At 71.4% G+C, this 24,170-nt stretch carries 19 protein-coding genes; 10 read left to right on the forward strand and 9 right to left on the reverse strand.

From position 1 onward, the window contains the following. Positions 1-14: 14 nt before the first annotated feature. Complete coding sequence (locus tag AC07DO_RS30325) at positions 15-1,913, reverse strand: potassium channel family protein (protein ID WP_479064207.1); 1,899 nt, start codon at positions 1,911-1,913, stop codon at positions 15-17. A 307-nt stretch (positions 1,914-2,220) separates the two neighbouring features. On the opposite strand from AC07DO_RS30325, the gene AC07DO_RS30330 reads away from it, so the two are divergent. The 4 genes from AC07DO_RS30330 to AC07DO_RS30345 are packed head-to-tail and all read left to right on the forward strand — an operon-like array spanning position 2,221 to position 5,529. Beyond that, the gene (locus AC07DO_RS30330; protein WP_479063906.1) at positions 2,221-3,081 is read left to right on the forward strand and encodes a TetR/AcrR family transcriptional regulator; all 861 of its coding nucleotides are present in this window, start codon (positions 2,221-2,223) and stop codon (positions 3,079-3,081) included. A 57-nt stretch (positions 3,082-3,138) separates the two neighbouring features. Then, positions 3,139-4,035: a beta-keto acid cleavage family enzyme gene (locus AC07DO_RS30335; protein ID WP_479063907.1), complete on the forward strand. Its 897-nt coding sequence runs from the start codon at positions 3,139-3,141 to the stop codon at positions 4,033-4,035. Between the two features lie 46 nt (positions 4,036-4,081). Continuing rightward, positions 4,082-5,041, forward strand: coding sequence for a 3-hydroxyacyl-CoA dehydrogenase NAD-binding domain-containing protein (locus tag AC07DO_RS30340; RefSeq protein WP_479063908.1), 960 nt, complete (start codon positions 4,082-4,084; stop codon positions 5,039-5,041). Further along, positions 5,038-5,529, forward strand: coding sequence for a thioesterase family protein (locus AC07DO_RS30345; protein ID WP_479063909.1), 492 nt, complete (start codon positions 5,038-5,040; stop codon positions 5,527-5,529). The genes AC07DO_RS30340 and AC07DO_RS30345 overlap by 4 nt, the downstream gene beginning before the upstream one ends. Positions 5,530-5,579: 50 nt before the next feature. Here the strand turns inward: AC07DO_RS30345 and AC07DO_RS30350 are convergent, their stop codons facing one another. Together AC07DO_RS30350 and AC07DO_RS30355 are read right to left on the reverse strand one after the other, a co-directional pair. Continuing rightward, positions 5,580-6,875, reverse strand: a complete 1,296-nt coding sequence (locus AC07DO_RS30350; RefSeq protein WP_479063910.1) for an MFS transporter — start codon at positions 6,873-6,875, stop codon at positions 5,580-5,582. 91 nt (positions 6,876-6,966) lie between these two features. After that, positions 6,967-7,827 carry a hypothetical protein gene (locus AC07DO_RS30355; protein WP_479063911.1) on the reverse strand — a complete coding sequence of 287 codons (861 nt, stop codon included), beginning with the start codon at positions 7,825-7,827 and terminating at the stop codon, positions 6,967-6,969. Between the two features lie 118 nt (positions 7,828-7,945). Between AC07DO_RS30355 and AC07DO_RS30360 the strand changes: the two genes are divergently transcribed. Both AC07DO_RS30360 and AC07DO_RS30365 read left to right on the forward strand, forming a co-directional pair. Then, on the forward strand, positions 7,946-9,286 hold the full coding sequence (locus AC07DO_RS30360; RefSeq protein WP_479063912.1) for a 6-phospho-beta-glucosidase: 1,341 nt from the start codon (positions 7,946-7,948) through the stop codon (positions 9,284-9,286). Between the two features lie 49 nt (positions 9,287-9,335). Beyond that, positions 9,336-9,725: a (2Fe-2S) ferredoxin domain-containing protein gene (locus AC07DO_RS30365; protein WP_479063913.1), complete on the forward strand. Its 390-nt coding sequence runs from the start codon at positions 9,336-9,338 to the stop codon at positions 9,723-9,725. A gap of 20 nt (positions 9,726-9,745) precedes the next feature. On the opposite strand, the gene AC07DO_RS30370 is transcribed toward AC07DO_RS30365, so the two are convergent. The 3 genes from AC07DO_RS30370 to AC07DO_RS30380 are packed head-to-tail and all read right to left on the reverse strand — an operon-like array spanning position 9,746 to position 11,992. After that, positions 9,746-10,246: an FBP domain-containing protein gene (locus AC07DO_RS30370; protein ID WP_479063914.1), complete on the reverse strand. Its 501-nt coding sequence runs from the start codon at positions 10,244-10,246 to the stop codon at positions 9,746-9,748. 37 nt (positions 10,247-10,283) lie between these two features. Next, entirely contained in the window at positions 10,284-11,072 is a 789-nt protein-coding gene (locus tag AC07DO_RS30375) for a GNAT family N-acetyltransferase (RefSeq protein WP_479063915.1), read from the reverse strand. Beyond that, on the reverse strand, positions 11,069-11,992 hold the full coding sequence (locus AC07DO_RS30380; protein ID WP_479063916.1) for an NADP-dependent oxidoreductase: 924 nt from the start codon (positions 11,990-11,992) through the stop codon (positions 11,069-11,071). Before AC07DO_RS30380 ends, AC07DO_RS30375 begins: the two co-directional genes overlap by 4 nt. A 177-nt stretch (positions 11,993-12,169) precedes the next feature. Between AC07DO_RS30380 and ppk2 the strand changes: the two genes are divergently transcribed. Then, complete coding sequence (gene ppk2, locus AC07DO_RS30385; protein ID WP_479064209.1) at positions 12,170-13,129, forward strand: polyphosphate kinase 2; 960 nt, start codon at positions 12,170-12,172, stop codon at positions 13,127-13,129. A 25-nt stretch (positions 13,130-13,154) separates the two neighbouring features. Here ppk2 and AC07DO_RS30390 read toward each other — a convergent pair whose 3' ends face one another. From AC07DO_RS30390 to mgtA, 3 genes are all read right to left on the reverse strand, one after another. Beyond that, positions 13,155-13,703, reverse strand: coding sequence for a DinB family protein (locus AC07DO_RS30390; protein WP_479063917.1), 549 nt, complete (start codon positions 13,701-13,703; stop codon positions 13,155-13,157). A 7-nt stretch (positions 13,704-13,710) separates the two neighbouring features. Then, complete coding sequence (locus AC07DO_RS30395; RefSeq protein ID WP_479063919.1) at positions 13,711-14,937, reverse strand: serine hydrolase domain-containing protein; 1,227 nt, start codon at positions 14,935-14,937, stop codon at positions 13,711-13,713. A 61-nt stretch (positions 14,938-14,998) separates the two neighbouring features. Then, positions 14,999-17,728 carry a magnesium-translocating P-type ATPase gene (mgtA, locus tag AC07DO_RS30400; RefSeq protein WP_479063922.1) on the reverse strand — a complete coding sequence of 910 codons (2,730 nt, stop codon included), beginning with the start codon at positions 17,726-17,728 and terminating at the stop codon, positions 14,999-15,001. Between the two features lie 566 nt (positions 17,729-18,294). Between mgtA and AC07DO_RS30405 the strand changes: the two genes are divergently transcribed. The 3 genes from AC07DO_RS30405 to AC07DO_RS30415 all read left to right on the forward strand — a co-directional run bounded on the left by AC07DO_RS30405 (position 18,295) and on the right by AC07DO_RS30415 (position 23,998). Next, a complete protein-coding gene (locus AC07DO_RS30405) occupies positions 18,295-20,352 on the forward strand; it encodes a phosphocholine-specific phospholipase C (protein ID WP_479063924.1) in 2,058 nt (685 codons plus the stop codon). Between the two features lie 77 nt (positions 20,353-20,429). Next, the gene (gene valS / locus AC07DO_RS30410) at positions 20,430-22,979 is read left to right on the forward strand and encodes a valine--tRNA ligase (RefSeq protein ID WP_479063926.1); all 2,550 of its coding nucleotides are present in this window, start codon (positions 20,430-20,432) and stop codon (positions 22,977-22,979) included. A gap of 86 nt (positions 22,980-23,065) precedes the next feature. Then, complete coding sequence (locus AC07DO_RS30415; protein ID WP_479063928.1) at positions 23,066-23,998, forward strand: LURP-one-related family protein; 933 nt, start codon at positions 23,066-23,068, stop codon at positions 23,996-23,998. The last annotated feature ends 172 nt before the right edge of the window (positions 23,999-24,170 follow it).

Here is a 24,170-nt window from a genome sequence, read left to right on the forward strand (position 1 = left end):
CGTCCTCGAACCCGTCAGGGCTGCGCGGGCAGTGGTCTGCGCGCGAGGAGTTCGGCCAGGCCCTGGCGGGTGGCCGCCAGGACGACGCGGTCCTCGGGGCGCAGTTCGTACTCCGGGTCGAGCTCCCACTCCAGGCCGGAGGAGAGGCCCGCCTCCTGGTCCGACGCGCGTTCCAGGGCGACGACGCGCCACGCCCCGGGCCGGAACACCTCGGCGATCCTGCGGCCCGTCAGCTGCGGCTGGAGCGAGACGTCGAGGGCCGCGAAGAGCAGCACCGAGCGCTCGACGGGCAGTGCGCCCAGGATCTGCCGGCCCATCATCGCCCCGGCGAAGGCGGGCGCGGCCAGCGCCGACACGCTGCGGCTGCGGGTGAGGGCGCCGGGGTGCGCGGCGCGCAGGGTGCGGTAGACGGCGGTCGCGAACTCGTCGTCGTACAGCCGCAGCGCCACCCGCAGGTCGGGCTTCACCGACCGCGCGTACAGGGCCGCTTCGAGGTTTATGGTGTCCGCGCTGGTCAGCGCGAGCAGCGCGTGCGCGCGGTGCACCTTCGCCGCCTCCAGGACGCCCTCCTCCGTCACGTCACCGATCACGGTGGGCACGCGCAGGCGCCGCGCGAGGGAGATGCCGCGCGCCTCGGGGTCGGCCTCCACGCACACCACGGGGATGTCCAGCTCGCGCAGCCGGGCGAGGACCCGCGTGCCGATCTTGCCGAGGCCGAGCAGGACGACGTGGCCCGAGAGGCCGCGCGGCGGGCGGCGCAGCGAGGACGCGGTACGGAAGGTGCCGAGGGCCTCCAGGACGGCGGCGAACAGGATGGGCAGGAGCAGCAGTCCGACGAGACCGGCGAGGAGCTGGAGGACCTGGCGGCTCATCGGTCCGTCGGTCGCCGGATCGTTTATCGAGAAGAGGTCGAGGAGCGTCAGGTACGTGGCGTGCAGCGGTGTGGTGTCCTCGGTGGTGACGATCGACGCGATGGCCATGCCGACGACGGCCGCCGCGAACCCCGCCACCGACCAGCGCAGCCGACGCGAGAACAGCTCGCGCAGCGGCACGCCGCGCCCCGCGAGGAACCCGGGTGGCGGGGCGGTCCCCGAGTACGAGACGGTCTCCAGGACCAGCGCGCCCCGGCCGGGGGCGGCGGCGACGGCGGCGTCGTCCGGCAGCAGCCGGGGCCCCGCGCCGGCGCCCGCGTCGTCCGAACCCTCGGCGCCCGCCGGGTCGTTGGCGGTGGACGAGAGCAGTGCGAGGGTGGCGAGACCGCGGGGCGCCACCTGGCCGGGCGCCGGGGGAGTGCGCTCCACGGCGCGCAGCAACAGCCCGTCGGCGTGCACGACCTTGCTGGTGCCGGCGACCGCGGTGGCCGCCAGGGCAGGCGCCGCGGTGTCGGCGTCGGACAGGACGGTGACGCTGGCATCCGTCGTCGCAAGCCCCGCCACGGCCGCGGCCTGGTCGAGCAGTTCCTCCACGTGCTGGCCGAGCTTGCGGTTGTAGAGCCGGATCACCAGACGGAGGCGGGGGTTGAGCCGCCGCGCGGCGAGCGCCGCACGGATGTTGGTCTCGTCGTCGTCATGCATGAGCGCGAGCGCCGCGGCCTGCGGGACGCCCGCGTCGACGAGGACGTCGTCGGTGAGCTCGGGGGCCTCCAGGGTTCGCGGCAGGTCGGCCGCGCCGCCGCCCTCACCGGTGCCGTGCCCGTTTCCGTTGCCGTGCGCGGACCCGTTGCCGTTGCCGGTGGTCCGTGACACCGCGGCGGTGATACGTCCGATCAGTGCGGTCGTCCGGGCCCGCCCCGTCAGCCGGCTCGGCTCGCCGCCCCCGGACGGCAGGACGAGGACGACCTGTTCGCCGTAGACACCGCGGAGTTCGGCGGCGAGCCGGTGGGCCAGGACGTTGTCACCGCCGCACACGACCATGTGTCCGGGGGCGGGCAGCGGCGGGCGCTGCGAGGGAAGCGAAGATGCGTGCGACACAGGAGGAAGAGTGCCTCATGGGGCCGTACGGTTCCCCACGCCTGGTCGCGTCGCGTGTCGTACAGAGAAGGAGGGAGAGAGGCGGAGGAAGACGACTGGACGACCGGGCTGTGGCGTGGCGCACCGTTCTGACTGATCCATCAGTCAGAACCGCAATTTCTGCGCAGAGCCTCGAGATATGCAGGGCCGCCCCTGGGGGTGTGGGCCCGTGCGTTGTGTTTGTCGCAACGTGCGGGTAGGGTCGCCGACCATGGAGTACGACCCCGAGGTGGCGGACCGCGTCCGCAAGGTGATCGCCGATGCCGGAGTGACCCAGCGCGAATTCGCCCGCCGCATCGTCATGGACCCCTCCAAGCTGTCCCGGTCGCTGGGCGGCACCCGGCGCTTCACGGCGGCGGAGCTCGCCCGCATCGCGGACACCGGCGGGGTCGACGCGGGCTGGCTGCTCGGCGCCGCCCGGCCCCCCGAGTCCGCGGGGCGGCCTTCGGAGCCCGCCGCGCGACGCGAACGTGCCGTGGCGCCCGAGGGCGGCCGCCCCCTGCAGATCGTCCGCGAGACCGTCCGCCTCATCGCGGAGCGCGGCTTCCACGCCGTCCGCGTCCAGGACATCGCCGCGGCCTGCGACACCAGCACCGCCGCCATCCACTACCACTTCCCGGGCCGCGACGACCTCCTCGAAGCCGCGGTGCGCTGGTGCATGGACGAGGACACGGCGCGCCGCGCGGCCCGGGTGGCGGACGCCGCCGACACCGCCGACGAACTGCGCCAGCTCATCGAGCTCCAGATCCCCCGCACTCCGCAGCAGCGCTGGCAGTGGAGCGTCTGGCTCGACCTGTGGGCGGAGGCCGCCCGCTCCACCGCCATGGGACGGCTGCACGCCGACTACTACCGGCAGTGGCGCACCACCGTCGCCGACGTCATCCGCCGCGGGATCGCCGAAGGCGTCTTCCGGCTCGCCGACCCGGAGGCGGCGGCGCTGCGCCTGACCGCTCTGATCGACGGCCTCGCCACGCAGGTCCTCGCCTCGGCGCCCGACGCTCCCGGCGCGGGCCCCGACGACATGCACGAGTCCCTCATCGCCTACGTCGACGCCACGCTGACCGCGCACTGACCCCCGTACGAACACTTCCCCCGTACGCAACCCCCCACCCCCGAGGGAGAGTTCCGCATGCCCGTGAACGACAACGTCATCATCACCGCGGCCCTGACCGGCGCGGGCGACACCGTCCGCAAGAGCCCGCACGTGCCTGTCACGCCCGAGCAGATAGCCACCTCGGCGGTCGAGGCCGCCGACGCGGGCGCCGCCGTCGTCCACATCCACGTACGCAACCCCGAGACCGGCGATCCCTCCCGCGACCCGCGCCTGTACCGCGAGGTCGTCGAGCGCATCAAGGAGACCGGCACCGACGTCGTCATCAACCTCACCGCAGGCATGGGCGGCGACCTCGTCATCGACCCCATCCTGCCGCTGCAGGACCTCGGTGAGCTGCCCGGCACCGACCTCGTCGGCAGCCTGGACCGGCTCCCGCACGTCGAGGACCTGCTGCCGGACATCTGCACCCTGGACTGCGGCTCCCTCAACTTCGGCGACAACCTCTACATCTCCACGCCCGAAATGCTCCGCCAGGGCGCCAAGCGCATCCAGGAGCTCGGCGTCCGCCCCGAGCTGGAGATCTTCGACACCGGCCAGCTGTGGTTCGCCAAGCAGCTCCTCGCCGAGGGACTGCTCGACCACCCCACCGTCTTCCAGCTCTGCATGGGCATCCCGTGGGGCGCCCCCGCCGACCCGGGCGTCCTCCAGGCCATGGTCAACATGCTTCCCGAAGGCGCCCAGTGGGCGAGCTTCGCGCTCGGCCGCATGCAGATGCCGTGGGTCGCCCAGTCCATCCTGCTCGGCGGCCAGGTCCGCGTCGGCCTCGAGGACAACCTGTACCTCGGCAAGGGCAACAAGGTGACCAACGCCCAGCTCGTCGAGCGCGCCGTGCAGATCACGGAGAACCTCGGCTCGCGCGTCGCGACCCCGGACGAGGCCCGCCAGAAGCTCGGCCTGAAGCCCCGCTCCTGACGCCACACCGACGCCCCTACGCCTGCCCCCCACTGAGGACATCACCATGAGCAGCACCACCACCCCTGAAGACGTACGCCGCGTCGCCTGCGTCGGCGCCGGTGTCATCGGCGGCGGCTGGGTCGCCCACTTCCTGGCCCGCGGCTACGACGTCACCGCCTGGGACCCCGCCCCCGACGCCGAGCGGAAGCTGCGCCGCCTCGTCGAGGCCGCCTGGCCCGCCCTCACCCAGCTCGGGCTCGCCGAAGGCGCATCGCAGGACCGCCTCACCGTCACCGCGACCCTCGAAGAGGCCGTCGCCGACGCCCAGTTCGTGCAGGAGAGCGCGCCCGAGAAGCTGGAGCTCAAGCGCGACCTGCTCGCGCGCCTGGACGCCGCCGCCCCCGCCGGCATCGTCATCGCCTCCTCCACGTCCGGCTACCCGATGACCGACATGCAGACCGGGGCCGCGACCCCGGGCCGCCTCGTCGTCGGGCACCCCTTCAACCCGCCGTACCTCATACCCCTCGTCGAGGTCGTCGGCGGCGAGCGGACCGACGCCGAAGCCGTGGCGTGGGCGTCCCGCTTCTACGAGGTCGCGGGCAAGTCCGTGATCACCATGAAGAGCGAAGTCCCCGGCTTCATCGCCAACCGCCTCCAGGAAGCCCTGTGGCGCGAGGCCCTGCACATGGTCGCCAACGGCGAGGCCACCGTGCGCGAGATCGACGACTCCATTACCGAAGGCCCCGGCCTGCGCTGGGCGTTCATGGGCCCGATGCTGACCTTCGCGCTCGCGGGCGGCGAGGGCGGCATGGCCCACATGCTCGACCACTTCGGCCCGTCCCTGAAATCACCCTGGACGCGGCTCGAAGCGCCCGAGCTCGACAAGAAGCTGTACGACGCCGTGGTCGCCGGATGCGACGACGCGGCGGACGGCCGCACCATCGCGGACCTCGTCGCCGAACGCGACCAGGGCGTCATCGACGTCCTGCGCGCCACGGGCCGTCTGAACGGAGGCCGGAAGTGAGCGAGTCGCTGCCGCTGGCCCGGCACCGCGTCCGTCCCGAGTGGATCGACTACAACGGCCACATGAGCGAGGCCTTCTACGTCCTCGTCTTCGGCTACGCCACGGACGCCATGATGATCGAGACGGGCCTGCACGCCGGCTACCGCGAGTCCACCGGCTGCTCCCTCTACACGGTCGAGGCGCACGTGCGGTACCTCGACGACGTCTCCGAAGGCGCCCATCTCGCCGTCCGCACCCGCCTGCTGGGCGCGGACGCCAAGAAGGCGCGCTTCACGCACGAGATGTACGTCGTGGAGGACGAGGACGACGAACCGGCCCCGGACGCGGCCCCCGTGGCCACCACCGAACTGCTCGCGCTCCACGTCGACCGGAACGCGGGCCGCGCGACCCCCTTCCCGGGAGAGATCCGCGACCGCCTCGAGTCTCTGACGGAACCGGCCCCCGCTTGGGCAGGCCGTGCGATCGCCGAGGTACCCCGGACCAGCTAGGGGCGCGGGGAACCGCGCGATCAGCCACGACGGACCGGCAGACGAAGAACTCACCGCTCCAGCGGCCGGTGCGCGGTCTCCGGAAGCCGCAGATAAACGGCCGAAGAGACGACACAGAGCACGGCCACGTACACGGGAAACAGCCCCGGAGACCCGATCTCCTTGAACAGCGTTCCCATGTACGGGGCCGTGCCGCCGAACAGGGCCACGGTGAGCGAGTAGGGGAAGCCGATCCCGGCCGCCCGCACCCTCGCCGGGAACACCTCCGCGTTCACCGCGGCCGAGATCGAGGTGAACCCGGTGAGCAGCACCATGCCCGCGCACTGCACGAGCAGCAGCGAAATGAAGGAGCCCGTGAGGGACTTGAGCAGCGGCACGCTCAGGGCAGCGAAGCCGATGCCGAAGAAGAGCAGCAGCGGCCTGCGCCCGACCCGGTCGGACAGCAGGCCGCCGACCGGCTGGAGCACCGCGAAGAACGCGAGCGCGACCGTGCCCGCGACGAGCGCCTGGCTCTTGCTGATGTCGGTGTTCAGCTCGGCGTACGTCGGCAGGTACGACGTCCAGGTGTAATAGGCGAGGGTGCCGCCCGCCGTGATGCCGCAGATCAGCAGGGACTGGCGCGGATGGTGCCGCAGCGCGTCGAAGAGCCCGGGCCGGTCACCGTCCTCGGCGGGCGCCCGGTGCGTTTCGTGCGCGCCCTGCCTGATCCAGAACCCCACCAGGCTCAGCGCGGCCCCGACGATGAAGGGCAGCCGCCAGCCCCAGCCGTCCATCTGCCCGTCGGAGAGCAGGGCGACGAGGAGCGCGGCGACCCCGGACGCGGCGAGCTGGCCCGCGCTCGTGGAGACGTACTGGAAACTGGAGAAGAGGCCGCGCCTCCCGGGTCCCGCGGACTCGACGAGGAACGTCGTCGACGCGGCGAACTCGCCGCCCACGGAGAGTCCCTGGAGCAGCCGGGCGAGCACGAGGACGACCGGCGCGAGCACGCCCACGGAGGCGTACGTCGGGGTCAGGCCGACCAGCAGGCTGCTGCCGCCCATCAGCAGGATCGTCACGGTCAGCGCGGCCCGCCGACCACGCCGGTCGGCGACCGCGCCCATGAGCAGACCGCCGACGGGCCGCATGAAGAACCCGACCGCGAAGACGGCGAAGGTGGAGAGCAGCGGGACGAGCGAGTTGCCGGAGCTCTTCGGGAAGACCTGGTCGGCGATGTACGTGGCGAGGAACGTGTACGCGTACCAGTCGTACCACTCGACGGCGTTGCCGACCGACGCCGCGAGAAGCTGTCGTATCGGGCGCCGTTCATGGGCGGGGACGGCCGCGGTCACCTGGTCGTGCTGTGTCATGATCACGACCTTCCCCTGCCGCGCGGCGCCCCACACGTACGGTCCGGAAGACGGACACGGACGGACGGGGCGTGCGCCCGAAGACGGGCTCTCAGCCGGTCGTCGGCTTGTACGCGTACACCGTCGTCGTCACGAGACACGGCGCGGGCGGCACGACCTCGACGCGCAGGGTGCGGCGCGCGGAGTCGTAGTCGATGCCCTCGGTCTCGAACGAGCCGGAGCAGATGCTGCGCTGCGGAGCGGCGAAGAGACTCGCGACGCGGCCGGTCACCGGCTTCCCGTCGAGCGGCCGCTCCAGGTCGACCTGGAGCACCGGCCTGTCCTCGGGCCACAGCTCCTTCGACGCGTCGTTGGAGGCGCACACCAGACGTGTGTCGGAGACGAAGTCGCAGCCCTGGATGTCGCGCACCGGCTTGTCGAGCGTGATCTGCCCGGCCTGCGGGAGCGTGCCGCCGGCGGGCGGGGTCGAGGAGTTGAGGAGGGGCGCGGGGAACACCTGGAGGCGGCTCTGGTCGCCCCACTCGCCGGACACCAGCCACTGGTTGTCGGGGGAGACGGCCGCGAAGGAGTTGTTGAGCTTCTCGCCCGCGTCGAGCTTGTGCTCGTAGAGGTGCCGCTTGCCGTCCGGGGTGGTCACGGCGAACATCTTCGACCGCGCGCTGTCGCCGCCCTGGTAGGCGTCGAAGGTGTGACCCTTCGCGATGTCGGGGTCACCTATGTGCCCCCAGCCCTTGATGCGCAGGTCGAGGGGTATCGAGCCGAGACCTCGGTGGAGGAGGCTGCCGTCGGCGCGGCTGGCGAGGCCCTGACTGCCGGTCAGGGAGTTGACCCGCGAGGTGCCGGACTCCTGCCAGCCACCGGGCGTCGCGGGCGCGGCCGAGGCGCCGCCGCCCGTCATCACCGCCAGTGCGACGGCGCCGAACAGGGCGGTTGATGCCTTCCAGACGGTCATCTGGCGCTACCTCCGTGGGGGTCGGACGTACGGGTCGGACGTGGGGTCGAGTCGCTGCGGCGTCATCGTACGTAACGTGAGCCCCGGTGATAACGGTTCAACGGAAGGCGGTTCGGAGATGCAGCTGACAATTCTGGGAGGTGGCGGGTTCCGCGTGCCGCTCGTGTACAGGGCCCTCCTCGGCGATCGCGCGGAGGGCCGCGTCACCGACGTCGTCCTGCACGACCTGGACGCGGCACGGCTCGGCACCGTCACCCGCGTACTCGCCGATCAGGCCGTCGGCATCCCGGACGCGCCCACCGTCACCGCCACCACCGACCTCGACGAGGCGCTGCGCGGCGCCGACTTCGTGTTCTCCGCGATCCGCGTCGGAGGCCTGGAGGGGCGCGCCGCCGACGAGCGCGTCGCCCTCGCCGAGGGCGTCCTCGGACAGGAGACGGTCGGCGCGGGCGGCATCGCGTACGGCCTGCGCACCGTGCCCGTCGCCGTCGACATCGCCCGCCGCGTCGCCCGGCTCGCCCCCGACGCCTGGGTCATCAACTTCACCAACCCCGCGGGCCTGGTCACCGAGGCCATGGCACGCCACCTGGGCGACCGCGTCGTCGGCATCTGCGACTCACCGGTGGGCCTCGGCCGCCGGGTGGCGCAGGTGCTCGGCGGCAACCCCGACGAAGCCTTCATCGACTACGTGGGCCTCAACCACCTCGGCTGGCTGCGCGGGCTGCACATCGCGGGCCGCGACGAACTGCCGCGGCTGCTCGCCGATCCCGGCCTCCTCGGCTCCTTCGAGCAGGGCAGGCTGTTCGGTGCCGAATGGTTGCAGACGCTCGGCATGATCCCCAACGAATACCTGCACTACTACTACTTCAACCGCGACACCGTGCGCGCCTACCAGCAGGCCGCACGGACCCGCGGCGCCTTCCTCCACGACCAACAGGCCCGCTTCTACGACGAGATGCGCAGCGCCGACACCCCCGCCCTCAAGACCTGGAACACGACACTCGCCGAGCGCGAGGCGGCGTACATGGCGGAGAACAGGGAAGCGGCGGGCGTGGGGGAGCGGGCCGAGGAGGACCTGGAATCCGGTGGGTACGAGAAGGTCGCCCTCGCCCTGATGCGGGCCATCGCGCGCGACGAACGGGCGACCCTGATCCTCAACGTCCGCAACGGCACGACCCTCTCCGCGCTCGACGCGGACGCCGTCATCGAGGTGCCGTGTTCCGTCGACGCCAACGGCGCCCACCCCATGTCGGTCTCGCCGCTCCCCGGGCACGCCACGGGTCTGGTGTGCGCGGTCAAGGCGGTGGAACGCGAGGTGCTCGCGGCGGCGGACAGCGGTTCGTCGGCCACCGCCGTCAAGGCGTTCGCCCTGCACCCGCTGGTCGACTCGGTGACCGTGGCACGACGCCTGGTGGACGGCTACCGGGCGGTGCACCCCGGCCTCGCGTACCTGGGCTGATCACGTACCTGCGATGATCGCGCCTTTCGCGTGCTGAGATGATCACGGCATGAGTCCCGTCGTCTCCATCGGTGCCGCAGCCCGCCGCCCCTGCACGCTCGTCGTGTGCCGGGGCTGCTGCTGCGGCGACGCGCGCAAGAACCCCGGCATCGACCACGACTGGCAGCTGGAGCGGCTGCGCTCCGCGGCGGCGGCCTCGCGGGGCCGGTTCACGGTGCGCACGAGCGACTGCCTCGGTCCGTGCGGCCAGGCCAACCTGGTCGTGGTCCAGCCGTCCTCCGAGGGGCGCAGGCGCGGCGGGCGTGCGGCCTGGGTCGGCTTCGTCACGGACGACGAGTCGCTCGACGGGATACTCGCCTGGGCGGAGGCGGGCGGCCCGGGGCTGGCGCAGCCGTCGGCGACGCTCGCGCTGCAGATGGTGGATCCGCGCGCGGTCTAGGCCCCGGCACGCGCCGGGCGCTACGCGCCGATGATCTGGTCCAGGAACCCGTCGAGGTTCCGCAGGGTGCGGGCGTTCTGCTCCTCCAGCGTGAGGCTTTCCTCCATGCGGCGGGTGAGCACCGTGCTCTTCTTCCCGCGTACGTAGAGGGAGCAGGCCAGGTCCGCGCAGAGGTACAGGCCGACCGAGTTGCCCTGGCGGCCCGCCGCGCCCGCCTTCGGGGCGACGAGCAGCGCGATGCCGGAGCCGGACTGCGGTGTCACGCAGACCGAGCAGATGCTGGACTTGAGCAGGCTCCTGCGTGCGCCCGTGGAGGCGCGCAGGGCGAAGCCCACCGGGTCGCCGTCCCGCCACGTGACCACGTAGCCGCGGTCGGGTGCCTTGGGGTCGCGCCACCCGAGGAAGTCCAGGTCGGACCAGGGGGTCTCGGCGAAGCCCGCGGGGAGGGTGAGTCGGCGGGCCTCGCCCCTCGAACAGTTCACAAAGGACGCGCGGATCTCGTTCTCACTGACGGGCTGCATGATCCGGAAGCTATCAACGACAAGCGGAACAGTCCGCTCATTCTCCGTCGGCCGCCGCCGCCCGCCCGGGCACGAGCACACCACGGAACGCCGTCGTCCGCCGGAGCCGGAAGCCGAGTGACTCATAGAGGCGGATGGCGTTCGTGTTCTCGGCCGACGTGTGCAGGAACGGCTTCTCGCCGCGGGCCCTGATGCCGTGCGCGACGGCGAGGACGAGGCGGGTACCGAGGCCCTGGCCGCGGTGCGCGGGGTCGGTGCAGACCGCGCTGATCTCCGTCCAGCCCGGCGGGTGCAGACGCTCCCCGGCCATCGCGACGAGGGCGCCCCCGCGGCGTATGCCGAGATACGTGCCGAGCTCGACGGTGCGGGGCGCGAAGGGCCCCGGCTCCGTGCGGCCGACCAGGTCGAGCATCTCGGGCACGTCGTCAGGACCGAGGCGCACGGCCTCGGCGTCCGGCGCGGCGGCGACCCCGTCGTCCACGAGCTGTACGCCCGACACGTCGAACGTCGTCCGCCACCCCTCCGGAACCCGCACCGTCGTCGCGAGAAGCGGCACCTCGGCGCCGGGCCCGGCGAGCGCGGCCAGATCGGCCCAGTCCGCGTCCGTCACGTCGTCGGGCAGCGCGAGAAACGGCGACACGCCGACCGGATACCGCACCACCCGCCCCCGCCCCTCGGCGAAGCGCGCGTGCGGCCCGCTGAGGGAGGCGAGGGCGGGATTGTCGAGGGGGTGAGCGGCGCGCGAGCCGCTCGCTACGGCTTTGGTGGAGGTCTGCGTCGGCTCCGGCGACTCCGTCGTGCCTCCCTCTTCCACCAGCGTCGTCACGACGTCACCTCGATCACGGTCTTGCCCCGCGCATGGCCGTCCTCCACCGCGCGCAGCGCGTCGCCCGCCCGGGCCAGGGGATACGTCGCCGTCACCTGCGGACGCAGCACGCCAGCCACGGCGAGGAGCGCGATCGCGTCCAGGACCGCTGACGTGCGGGCCCGCGCCACCGGCGCGCCGCCCAGTTCGGTCACCGTCTCCTTGGCCGCCGCCGTGATCAGCTTCCGGCGGTCGGAGAGCAGCTGCGCGGCCTCGGCCAGGTCCGCGCCGCCCACCAGGTCGAAGACGGCGTCGACGCGGCCGTCCGGGGCGGCCTCACGTATGCGCTCCGCCAGCCGGGGGCCCGGCGCCACGTGGACGGCGCCGAAGGACTCGACGAACTCCTTCTTGCCCGCGCTCGCCGTGCCCACGACCCGCAGTCCGAAGTGGACGGCGATCTGGGTCGCGGCCACTCCCACCCCGCCACCGGCACCCGTGATCAGCAGGGTCGCGCCCGCGGGCAGGTCCAGCTGGCGCAGTCCGTCGTACGCGGTCGCCGCGGCCACCGGAAGCACGGCCGCCTCGGCGAACGACAGCGCGTCCGGCTTGTGGGCGGCGATGTCGGCGGGAACCAGCGTGAACTCCGCGTACCCGCCGGTGACCGGGTTGCCGAAGACCGGGTCGCCGACCGCGAAGCCCTCGACACCGGGCCCGACCGCCCGTACGACACCGGCGACCTCGCTGCCCAGCACCTCGTGACCGGCGAGCGGCGCCTGCCCCGGGCGCCGCTTGCCCGCCCACAGCTTCCAGTCGACCGGATTGACACCGGCCGCGCGCACCGCGACGAGCAGCTGCCCGGGTCCCGGCTCCGGTACCGGAACGTCGAGGAAGGTCTCCACCTCCGGCCCCCCGTGCCGGGTGAACGCGTACACCTTGGGCATCTGGTCCCCTCACATCCCGCATTCCGCTCATCGATATGCCACCGAGGATGACCAACAAGATCGCCCCGCTATTCCCGAGAGGCGTCCACGACGCGATTGCGAGTGCTGAGACGCGATCTCGGGGGCAGGCTGTCCGGTGAGGGCATCGAGGGACAGGCCAAGGGAGAGGGCTGCGCGGTGGAGCCGACCGGTCGGAACGAGGACGATCTGCTCGAAGGGCTGTCCGTGGACGAGGCGCGCCCGGAGCGCCCCGTACTCCTCGACGAGCAGGGGCAGCCCCTGAAAACATGGCGGGAGAACTACCCGTACACGAAGAAGCTGGGCCGCAGCGCGTACGAACGGCGCAAACGGATCCTGCAGATCGAGCTGCTCAAGCTGCAGAAGACGGTGCGTGACCAGGGGCTGCGCGTCGCGGTGCTGTGCGAGGGGCGTGACGCGGCGGGCAAGGGCGGCACGATCAAACGGTTCACCGAGCGGCTCAACCCGCGCGGTGCCCGGACGGTGGCGCTGGACAAGCCGACCGAGCACGAGGCGGGCCAGTGGTACTTCCAGCGGTACGTCGCCCAGCTGCCGTCGGCCGGCGAGATCGTCTTCTTCGACCGGTCCTGGTACAACCGCGCCGGCGTCGAGCCGGTGATGGGCTTCTGCACCCCCAAGGAGCACCAGCACTTCCTGGAGCAGGCTCCGCAGTTCGAGAAGATGATCACCGAGGACGGCATCATCCTCATCAAGTTCTGGTTCTCCGTCTCCCGGGCGGAGCAGCGCACGCGGTTCGCGATCCGGCAGGTCGACCCGGTGCGCCAGTGGAAACTGTCCCCCACCGACATCGCCTCCCTGGACCTGTGGGACGCCTACACCTACGCGAAGGTCCAGATGTTCCGGGCCACGGACGCCCCGCACGCCCCGTGGACCGTCGTGAAGACCAACGACAAGCGGCGCGGCCGCCTCGAAGCCATGCGCCATCTCCTGCTGCAGCTCGACTATGAGGCGAAGGACATGGAGGCCGTCGGCAAGGCCGACCCCCTGATCATCGGCCCCGCCAACACACTCCTCGAACCGGGCGAGGACCCCACGGACCTGTCGCCGAGCAAGCTCGCGGACCAGGAGCGGGGGCCCGGCCAGCACCCCGGTACGTGACTCGCGGCGGGGCGGCCCCAGGCTCTTAGAGCCCCACCGCCCCGTCGATCCGCTCCCGCAGCAGATCGGCGTGGCCGTTGTGACGGGCGTACTCCTGGACCAGGTGCAGCAGCACCCAGCGCAGCGACACCGTGCCGAACAGTGGGCTCTGCCCCTCGACGTCGAGATCGGGCGCCTGTGCCACGAACTTCTCGGCGAACTCCACCTCGGTCCGCCACGCCTCCCAGGCCGCCGCGATCGCGCCCGGCTCCGCCACCGCTCCGTCGAAGTCCTCGTCGGCGTTCTCGGGCGTGGGGTAGAGGGGCGCGACGTCCTGACCGGCGAGGGCCATCCGGAACCAGCGGCGCTCCACATCGGTGAGGTGCCGGACCAGGCCGAGCAGCGACAGTGCGGAGGGCGCGACGGCCCGGTCGGCCAACCCGGCCTCCAGGCCGCGGCACTTGAGCTCCAGGGTCTCGCGCTGGGACCGCACGAAGTAGATGAGCATGGCCCGTTCGTCCCCGGTGGTGACCGAGCCGAAGCGGGGGTCCGGCGTTTCGCCCGTGAAGAAGACGGCTCTTCTGCGTGAAGTCATGCCCCCATCATCGGCCTTGCACGGGACCGCGTTCACGCAGCCCCTCGTACAGCGCGCCGACCAGGTGGACGCTGCGCAGGTCCTCGCCCGAGGTGCCGGCGCCCATGCGGTTCATCGTGTACGCGTACGAGACGCCGTTCTCGGGGTCGGCGAAGGCGTACGACCCGCCCGCGCCGCCGTGCCCGAACGCCCGCGGGTTGGGGCCCGCCTGTCCGTACTGGTTGAGCATGTAGCCGAGGCCCCACGGCCAGGTCTCGGCGAGCGGGGTGCCCACCCGCAGGACGAGGTCCGGCTCGTCGCCGTCGCTCTGGCAGGTGCGCAGCCGCTCCACGGCCCCGGGCGAGAGGAGCCGTCCGCACGCCAACTCCGCGTACACGGCGGCGATGCCGCGCGCGGTGGCGTGGCCGTTGGCGGCGGGGATCTCCGCGCGGCGGTAGGCCGCCGCGTTCACGTCGCCGAGCGGCAGGTACTGGAGTGCCAGCGTGGCCGGTGCCATCGGGTGCTCCGACAGGCCGGCGACCGGGGGTTTCGGCACCTCGCCGAACACGGTGCGCGAGGACGAGGACGAAGGGGGCGGCGGCGCCGCACGGGAGACGGGCGGCGCCATGTCCGCGCACCGCCCGTGCTCGCTCTCCGGCGTGCCGACGTGCACATCGGCGCCGAGCGGCCCGGTCACCTCCGTGCGCAGGAACGTGCCGAGGGAGACCCCCGTGATCCGCCGTACGACCTCGCCGACCAGGAACCCGAACGTCACCGCGTGGTAGCCCTGGGCGGTGCCGGGACGCCACCACGGCCGCGTCGCCGCCAGCGCCTCGGTCACCTTCTCCCAGTCGTACACCGCGCCCGGCGCCATCGGCTCGCCCGGCGCGATGAGCCCGGCACGGTGGCTGAGCAGCCAGCGCACCGGGATGTCGGCCTTCCCGGCCCCGGCGAACTCGGGCCAGTAGCGCGCGACCGGCGCGTCCAGGTCCAACTCGCCGCGATCCACGAGGAGATGGGCGCAGAGCGCCGTCATGCCCTTGGTCGTGGAGTAGACGTTGACCAGGGTGTCCCGCTGCCAGGGGCGGGTGCCGGTCCGGTCGGCGTCGCCGCCCCACAGGTCGACGACGAGCTCACCGCCGACGGTGGCCGCGACGGCCGCCCCGAGCTCGTCGCGCTCGGCGAAGCTCCGCTCGAACTCCGCTCGCACGCCCTCGAAGCCGGGGGCGCAGGTGCCGTGGACGCGCACAGTCATGCCGTGCATGGTTGCCCACGGCACCTAACTTTTCAAGGTGCCGGAGGTGTCCGGGTCCTTGCTACAGCCAGTCGTGGTACCGCCGGATGTACCGGCCCTTCACCGCCTGCGTCAGCGCGCAGTACGCCAGCAGCGTCCCGATCAGCCACGGGAAGTAGCTCATCGGCAGCGGCTCCATCGACAACGCCCCGGCCAGCGGCGAGAACGGCAGCCAGAGGCCGAGGAGCATCACCGCGCCGGTCATCACCAGGACCGGCAGCGAGGCGCGGGACTGGACGAACGGGATCCTCCGCGTGCGGATCATGTGCACGATGAGGGTCTGGGACAGCAGGCCCTCCACGAACCAGCCCGTCTGGAACAGGGTCTGCCGAGCGGGGGAGTCGGCCCCGAAGACGTGCCACAGGACCAGGAAGGTCGTGATGTCGAAGACCGAGCTGATCGGGCCGATCCGGACCATGAACCGGCCGATGCCCCGCGCGTCCCAGGCCCGCGGCTTCTTCAGGTACTCCTTGTCCATGCGGTCCCACGGGATCGCGAGCTGGCTGACGTCGTAGCAGAGGTTCTGCACCAGGAGGTGGATGGCCAGCATCGGCTGGAAGGGGATGAAGGCCGAGGCGACCAGGACCGAGAAGACGTTCCCGAAGTTCGACGACGCCGTCATCTTGATGTACTTGATGGTGTTGCCGAACGTCTGACGGCCCATCAACACGCCCTGTTCCAGGACCATCAGGTCCTTCTTCAGGAGGATGATGTCCGCGGACTCCTTCGCGATGTCCACCGCCGTGTCGACGGAGACGCCCACGTCCGCCTCGCGCAGCGCCGCCGCGTCGTTGATGCCGTCCCCGAGGAAGCCGACCGTGTGCCCGTCGGCCTTCAGGGCGCGCACGATCCGTGCTTTCTGAACCGGGTTGACCTTCGCGAACACCGTGGTCGTACGGGCCAGTTCGATCAGCTCGACGTCATCGACCAGGTCGACCGTCGCGCCGGTGATCAGCTCGTCGGCGTCCAGGCCGACGTCGGCGCAGACGCGCGCGGCGACCAGTTCGTTGTCGCCGGTGACGACCTTGACCGCGACACCGTTCTCGACGAGGGCGCGCAGGGCGGCCGCCGCGTCCTTCTTCGGCGGGTCGAGGAAGGCGAGGAACCCGACGAGCGTCAGCTCCGTCTCGTCGGCCACCGAGTAGGTCTCGCGCTCGGCGGTGTCGGGGTCGACGGGGAAGGTGCGGGTGGCGACCGCCAGGACCCGCAGGCCCTCCCGGTTGTGGCGGTCGGTGAGGTGCGTGACGTGGGCGCGCAGCTGCGGGGTGAGCTCCACGCGCTCGCCGCCGTCCATCATGTGGCCGCACCGGTCCAGGACTTCCTCGACCGCGCCCTTGGTGATGAGCGTGTGCTCGAGGACGGGTCCGGAGAGTTCGTCGCGGCGCAGGACGACGGACATGCGGCGCCGTGCGAAGTCGAAGGGGATCTCGTCGATCATCGTGAAGAGACGGTCGACGACAACCTCCTCGGCCTCGTCGACCCGGTCGATGACCGCCTGGTCCATGAGGTTGCGCAGCCCCGTCTGGAAGTGGGAGTTCAGGTACGCGTACTCGAGCACCTCGCGGTCCTCCTCGCCGCGCGTGCCGAGGTAGCGGTCCAGGACGACGCGGTCCTCGGTGAGCGTGCCCGTCTTGTCCGTGCACAGGACGTCCATCGCGCCGAGGTTCTGGATCGCGTTGAGCTGCTTGACGACGACCTGGCGCTTCGACAGCGCGACGGCCCCGCGCGCCAGGTTCGCCGAGACGACCATCGGCAGCATCTCGGGGGTGAGGCCGACCGCCACGGAGACCGAGAACAGCAGCGCCTGGTCCCAGTCGCCCTTGGTGAAGCCGTTGATCGCGAAGACGACCGGGACCATCACCAGCATGAAGCGGATCAGCAGGAAGCTGACCCGGCGCACGCCGACGTCGAACGCGGTCTGCGGGCGGTCGCCGGTCAGCGCGCTCGCCATGGACCCGAAGTAGGTGTGCGCGCCGGTCGCCACGACCACGCCGGTCGCCGTGCCGGACGTCACCGACGTGCCCATCAGGCACAGGTTGTCGGCGTCCACGGGGTCCGTGGTGGTCCGCTGCCCCAGGTCGTGGGCGCGCGTGTCGGCCTTGGCGACGGGCAGCGACTCGCCGGACAGCGCGGCCTGGCTCACCATCAGGTCCTTGGCGGTGAGCAGCCGCAGGTCGGCGGGGACCAGGTCACCGGCGGCGAGCCGGACGAGGTCGCCGGGGACGACCTGCTCCATCGGGATCTCTTCGGTCCCGGCGGTCTCGCTCCAGCGCCGCTGCACCGCGCAGGACGTGGTGACCAGCTTCTTGAGCGCCTCGGCCGACCGGGAGGAGCGGAACTCCTGCCAGAACCGGAGCAGCGCGCTGATCAGCACCATCGAGGTGAGGATGTAGACGCCGGGGTCGGCCGGGTCCTGCCAGTACATGACGGCCGCGAGTACGACGAGCACCCCGATGAACGGGTTCCAGAAGGACTTGGCCAGCTGCACGGTCCAGTGCGGTGCGCGCTCGTGGGCGACGGTGTTCGCGCCGTACCGCTCGACGCGCTCCAGGACCTGGTCCTGACGCAGGCCGCGCGTGGTGGTGTTGAGCTCGTGCAGGACGTCGCGGGCGGGGAGCGCGCTGAGTTCGGCGAGCCGGGCGCCGACCTCACGGGTACGGGCGTCCAGTTCGGCGGCTTTGCGGGTACGGGGGGCGGGGCGGGGGTTCTCGCCTGGCGGGGCCAGGCGTACCTGGGGAATCAGCTTGTTCATGGCAGACCTCCCTCCGTGCGGGGCATGACGAGGCAGACCCGGGCACGAGGACGTGGATGTGTGAATGCGGGGTGAAGAAATCTCCGAGGTGCCGGGAGCGCATCGACGCCGACAGGGGGTGTCGCCGTCGTGGCTGCGACACGGCAGAGCTGGAGAAACGCACGAGTAACGGCGGCGGGAGCGTCTCGGAGGCGGCGGCGCGGAGCGGCCGAAACCTACGGAAAAGGACCAGCGGCCACGGAAGGGCGGCTGTCTGCTGCGGAACGCAGCCTCAGAGAAGATCACCGCTGACGCAAGGACTTCCTTCGGGACTCATCCCGAACACCTCCTTGCGATCGCGGGACGGAGCAGAACGCACCACCGAACGGTGCACGACCAAGTGAGTCACGTGCATTCCCCTATGTCAAATATGGGACCTTTGCCCTGAATGACCGGGAATTGTGTCCTGCCCACCAGAGGTTGGACTTCTCTTCACACGCCCGTCACAGCCCCTTCCGTATCGCTTGCTCCCCTTGGCACACTTCACCCCGCTCGCGTCCCCCACAAAACACGAGGTCGGAATAGTCATGCCTGAACTCAATCGGCGCCGCTTCATGCAGCTGGCCGGCGGCACCGCGACGTTCGCCATGCTCAACCAGAGCATCGCCCGCGCCGCGTCCCTCCCCGCCAGGCGCGCCTCCGGCACCATCAAGGACGTCGAGCACGTCGTGGTGCTCATGCAGGAGAACCGCTCCTTCGACCACTACTTCGGCAAGCTGAAGGGTGTCCGCGGCTTCGGCGACCCGCGCCCGGTGACACTGCCTAACGGCAAGCCGGTCTGGCACCAGCCGAACGGCGGCAAGGAAGTGCTCCCGTTCCACCCGGACGCCGACAACCTCGGCATGCAGTTCATCGCGGGCCTCGACCACGACTGGGCCGGCGGCCACAAGGCGTTCAACAACGGCGCGTACGACCAGTGGATCCCCGCCAAGTCCGAGCGCACGATGGCGTATCTGGAGCGGAACGACATCCCGTTCCACTACGCGCTCGCCGACGCCTTCACGGTCTGCGACGACTACCACTGTTCGTTCATGGGCGCGACCGACCCCAACCGCTACTACATGCTCACCGGGCACGTCGGCAACGACGGCAAGGGCGGCGGCCCGGTCCTCGGCAACCAGGAGGCGGGGTACGACTGGACGACATACGCCGAGCGCCTGGAGCAGGCCGGGGTCAGCTGGAAGGTCTACCAGGACATCGGCGACGGCCTGGACGCGGCCGGGCACTGGGGCTGGATCAACGACGCCTACCGCGGCAACTACGGCGACAACTCGCTCCTCTACTTCAACAAGTACCGCAACGCCAAGCCCGGCGACCCGCTCCACGACAAGGCCCGCACCGGTACCAACGCCAAGGCGGGCGACGGCTACTTCGACCTCCTCAAGGCCGACGTGAAGGCCGACAAGCTCCCGCAGGTCTCCTACATCGCCGCACCCGAGGCGTTCTGCGAGCACCCCAACTGGCCCGTGAACTACGGCGCCTGGTACATCGCGCAGGTCCTGGACGCGCTCACCTCCAACCCCGAGGTGTGGGCGAAGACGGCCCTGTTCATCACCTACGACGAGAACGACGGCTACTTCGACCACATCGTCCCGCCGTACGTCCCCAAGGACGCCAACCAGGGCAGGTCCACCGTCGACACGACGCTCGACTACCACCCCGGCAGCGCCGGTTACGCGGCCGGACACTACGGCCTCGGCCAGCGCGTCCCGATGATCGTCGTATCGCCGTGGAGCACCGGCGGCTTCGTGAACTCCGAGGTCTTCGACCACACGTCGATCATCCGGTTCATGGAGACGCGCTTCGGCGTCAAGGAGCCCAACATCTCGCCGTGGCGCCGCGCGATCTGCGGCGACCTGACGTCCGCCTTCGACTTCAGCGGCAAGGACCTCGACCCGGCGAAGCTCCCCGACACGGCCGCCTACGAGCCGCCGGACAAGCAGCGCCACGACGACTACGTGCCCAAGGCGCCCGCGAACCCGGCGCTGCCCAAGCAGGAGCGAGGCTCCCGGCCCGCCCGCGCGCTGCCGTACGCCCCGCTGGTGGACGGCACCGCGGACCCCGCCGCCGGGAAGTTCACCCTCACGTTCAGCGGCGGCGCCAAGGCCGGCGTCTGCTTCCACGTGCGCTCCGCCAACCGCACCGACGGCCCCTGGACGTACACCACGGAGGCGGGCAAGTCCCTCTCCGACACCTGGAACTCGAAGTACTCCAAGGACGCCTACGACCTCTCCGTCTTCGGCCCCAACGGTTTCCTGCGCACCTTCAAGGGCCCCGGCAAGAAGGCGGGCCCCGAGGTGACCGCACGCCACGACGGCACCACGGGCAACATCAGGCTGACCCTGAAGAACGCGGGCAGCGCCGATGTGAACCTCACGGTGACCAACGCCTACGGCGGCGCGGCCCAGACCTTCAAGGTCAGGGCCGGATCCTCCGTGGAGCACACCGTCGACCTGCGGGCGACCAAGCGCTGGTACGACCTGACGGTGAAGTCCGACGCGGACGCCGGGTTCCTGCGGCGTCTGGCCGGTCACGTGGAGACCGGCGCGGCGGGCGTCAGCGACCCGGCGATCCGCACGGTCTGACGGGGCGCCGGCGCAGCCGCCGGCCGGAAGGAAAAGGGGGCGCCTGCGGTTGGCGTGCGCGGATAGCATCCAGAGGCATGGCAGACACCCATCGCCGTGCAGGCGTCCCCGAGAAGCCCGTCCTCGACGGGCTCGAAGAGAAATGGTCTCGGCGATGGGACGAGTCGGGCGTATTCGCCTTCGACCGCTCGAAGATCCGGGACGAGATCTTCTCCATCGACACGCCACCGCCCACCGTCAGCGGCTCGCTCCACGTCGGCCACGTCTTCTCGTACACGCACACCGACACGATCGCCCGCTACCGGCGCATGCGCGGCAAGGAAGTCTTCTATCCCATGGGATGGGACGACAACGGACTGCCGACGGAACGCCGCGTCCAGAACCACTTCGGCGTCCGCTGCGATCCGGCCCTGCCGTACGACCCGGACTTCACCCCGCCCGAGAAACCCGGCAAACGACAACTGCCCGTCTCCCGCCGCAACTTCATCGAGCTGTGCGAGCTGCTCACCGACGAGGACGAGAAGGTCTTCGAGGAGCTGTGGCGGCGCCTCGGCCTCTCCGTCGACTGGTCGCACAGCTACCGGACCATCGACGCGCACGCCCGCGCGGCCTCGCAGCACGCGTTCCTGGAGAGCCTGGAGCGCGGTGACGCCTACATCGCGCAGGCGCCCACCCTGTGGGACGTCACCTTCCGCACCGCCGTCGCGCAGGCCGAGCTGGAGGACAGGGAGCGGACCGCCGCGTACCACAAGCTCCGCTTCCGGGCCGCGAGCGACCGCGCCGTCCTCATCGAGACCACCCGACCCGAACTCCTGCCCGCCTGCGTCGCGTTGGTCGCCCACCCGGAGGACGAGCGCTACCAGGACCTGTTCGGGACAACGGTTCGCACCCCGCTCTTCGGCGTCGAGGTCCCCGTCCTCTCCCACCCCCTCGCGATGCCGGGCAAGGGCACGGGCCTCGCGATGGTCTGCACGTTCGGCGACACGACCGACGTGACCTGGTGGCGCGAACTGCGGCTCGCCACCCGGCCGGTCATCGGCTGGGACGGCCGCTTCCTCGCCGACCCGCCGGCCGGCGTCGAGTCCCCGGCCGCCGTCGCCGCGTACGCGCGGCTGGCCGGCGCCACCGCCCACACCGCCCGGGAGCGCGTCGTCGCGATGCTGCGCGAGAGCGGTGACCTCCTGGGCGAACCGCGCCCCGTCACCCACGCCGTCAAGTTCTACGAGAAGGGCGACAAGCCCCTGGAGATCGTCACGACCCGCCAGTGGTACGTCCGCAACGGCGGCAGGGACGCCGCCCTGCGCGACCGGCTCCTGGCCCGCGGCGCCGAACTCACCTGGCACCCGCCGCACATGCGGGTCCGTTACGAGAACTGGGTCGGCGGCCTCAACGGTGACTGGCTGATCAGCCGCCAGCGGTTCTTCGGCGTCCCGATCCCCGTCTGGTACCCGCTGGACGCGTCCGGGCAGCCCGACCACACCCGCCCCCTCGTCCCCGACAGGTCCGCCCTGCCCGTCGACCCGAGCACCGACACCCCGCCCGGCCACGAAGCGGCACAGCGCGACGTCCCGCACGGCTTCACCGGCGACCCGGACGTCATGGACACCTGGGCCACGTCGTCCCTCACCCCGCAGATCGCCGGGAAGTGGCGCTCCGACCCCGACCTGTTCGCGCGGGTCTTCCCCATGGACCTGCGCCCCCAGTCCCACGAGATCATCCGCACCTGGCTGTTCGCCACGGTCCTGCGCGCCCACACCGGGCACGACGCGCTGCCCTGGAAGCACGCGGCGATCTCCGGCTGGATCCTGGACCCCGACCGCAAAAAGATGTCGAAGACCAAGGGCAACGTGGTCACTCCGGGCCATCTCCTGGAGCAGTACGGCTCGGACGCGGTCCGCTACTGGGCGGCGAGCGGCCGCCCCGGCACGGACACGGCGTTCGACACCGGCCAGATGCAGATCGGCCGCCGCCTCGCCATGAAGCTCCTGAACGTCGGCAGGTTCGTCCTGAGCCTCGGCGACGCGGGCCCGCAGTCCGCCGTCACGCAGCCGTTGGACCGGGCGCTCGTCGCCGCGCTCGCGTCGAGCGTCGACGAGGCCACCGCGGCCTTCGAGGCGTTCGACTACGCCCGGGCTCTGGAGCGCACGGAGCGGCTCTTCTGGCACTTCTGCGACGACTACGTCGAACTGGTCAAGGCCCGCGCGTACGGCGACCACGGCGACGCGGCCGCCACGGAGTCCGCACGGGCCGCGCTGCGTACGGCGCTCGACGTCCTCCTCCGCCTCTTCGCGCCGGTCCTGCCGTTCGTCACGGAGGAGGTCTGGTCGTGGTGGAGGGACGGATCGGTCCACCGCGCGCCGTGGCCGGGCGGGGCGGAGCTCCGGGAGCAGGCGGGCGACGCGGCGGTCCTCACCGCGGCGTCGGAGGCCATCGCCGCGGTCCGCAGGGCCAAGTCGCAGGCGCGGCTCTCGATGCGCACGGAGGTCGCGGGGGCGACGGTGACGGCCCCGCGCGCCATGCTGGACCACTTCGCGTCGGCCGAGGGCGACGTGCGGGCGGCGGGGCGGATCGGCGCGGTGGAGCTGCGGGAAGGGGCGGGTGCCCTGGAGGTGGAGGTCGCGTTCTGAGTGGGGCGCCGCTGAAGGTGAGTCAGAGGTCACAACGGCGCAAGGGACTGGCGGGGCGCCCAGCTGTGCGGGGTAGGGTCACCCGGGTGACAACGCATTCGAACACTCCTGCAGGCTGGTACCCGGACCCGCACGGCGCGCCCCAGCTGCTGCGCTGGTGGGACGGCTCCCAGTGGACGGACCACACCAATCCGGCCCCCCAGGGCGGCCAGCAGCAGGCTCCGGCCCAGCAGGTCCCGCAGCAGGCGCAGCCCGCGCAGGCCCCGCAGGGTCAGTTCGGCCAGCCGCAGACCGCCGCGCTCCAGGGGCAGTTCGGCCAGCCGCAGGCGGCCCCGCAGGCCCCGGCCATGGCCGACCCGGCCAAGGTGCAGCGCCAGGTGCAGCAGCAGGCCGGCGTCGCGCCGTCCGCCCAGGGCGGCGGCACGCTGTTCACGGAGCCGGTCCTGGTCGTGAACCAGAAGGCCAAGCTCATCGAGCTGACGAACGAGTACAGCGTGATGGACCAGTCGGGCAACACGCTCGGCTCGGTCGTCCAGGTCGGCCAGAGCACGCTGAAGAAGGTCGCGCGCTTCGTCTCCAGCATCGACCAGTTCATGACGCACAAGCTCGAGATCCGTGACGCGTACGGCCAGCCGCAGATGATGCTGACCCGCCCCCGCAAGTTCATGAAGTCGCGGGTCATCGTCGAGCGCGCGGACGGCCAGCCGGTCGGCGAGATCGTCCAGCAGAACATGATCGGCAAGATCAACTTCGCGATGATGGTGAACGGCCAGCAGGTCGGCGCGATCAAGGCGGAGAACTGGCGCGCCTGGAACTTCTCGATCGTCGACCACGCGGACAACGAGGTCGCCCGGATCACGAAGACCTGGGAAGGCCTCGCCAAGACGATGTTCACCACCGCGGACAACTACGTCCTGCAGATCCACTACCAGCTGCCCGAGCCGCTCCTGAGCCTCGTCGTGGCGACGGCGCTCACGGTCGACACGGCCCTGAAGCAGGACGCGCGCGGCTTCGGATAGCCGAACGACGGAGCCCCGGGGCCTCGGGGGCGCGTGGCGGCTACCGAGCGCCCGCGACCCAGGGGCGCGGGAAACCGCGCGAACAGCCACATCCGGCCCGCAGAACCCGAACGGCGTCGGCTGTCCCGCCCCGCAGGGGCAAGGTGACGCCGACGCCGTCGTCGTACAGGAG

The organism is Streptomyces sp. NPDC045678, from assembly GCF_056432085.1.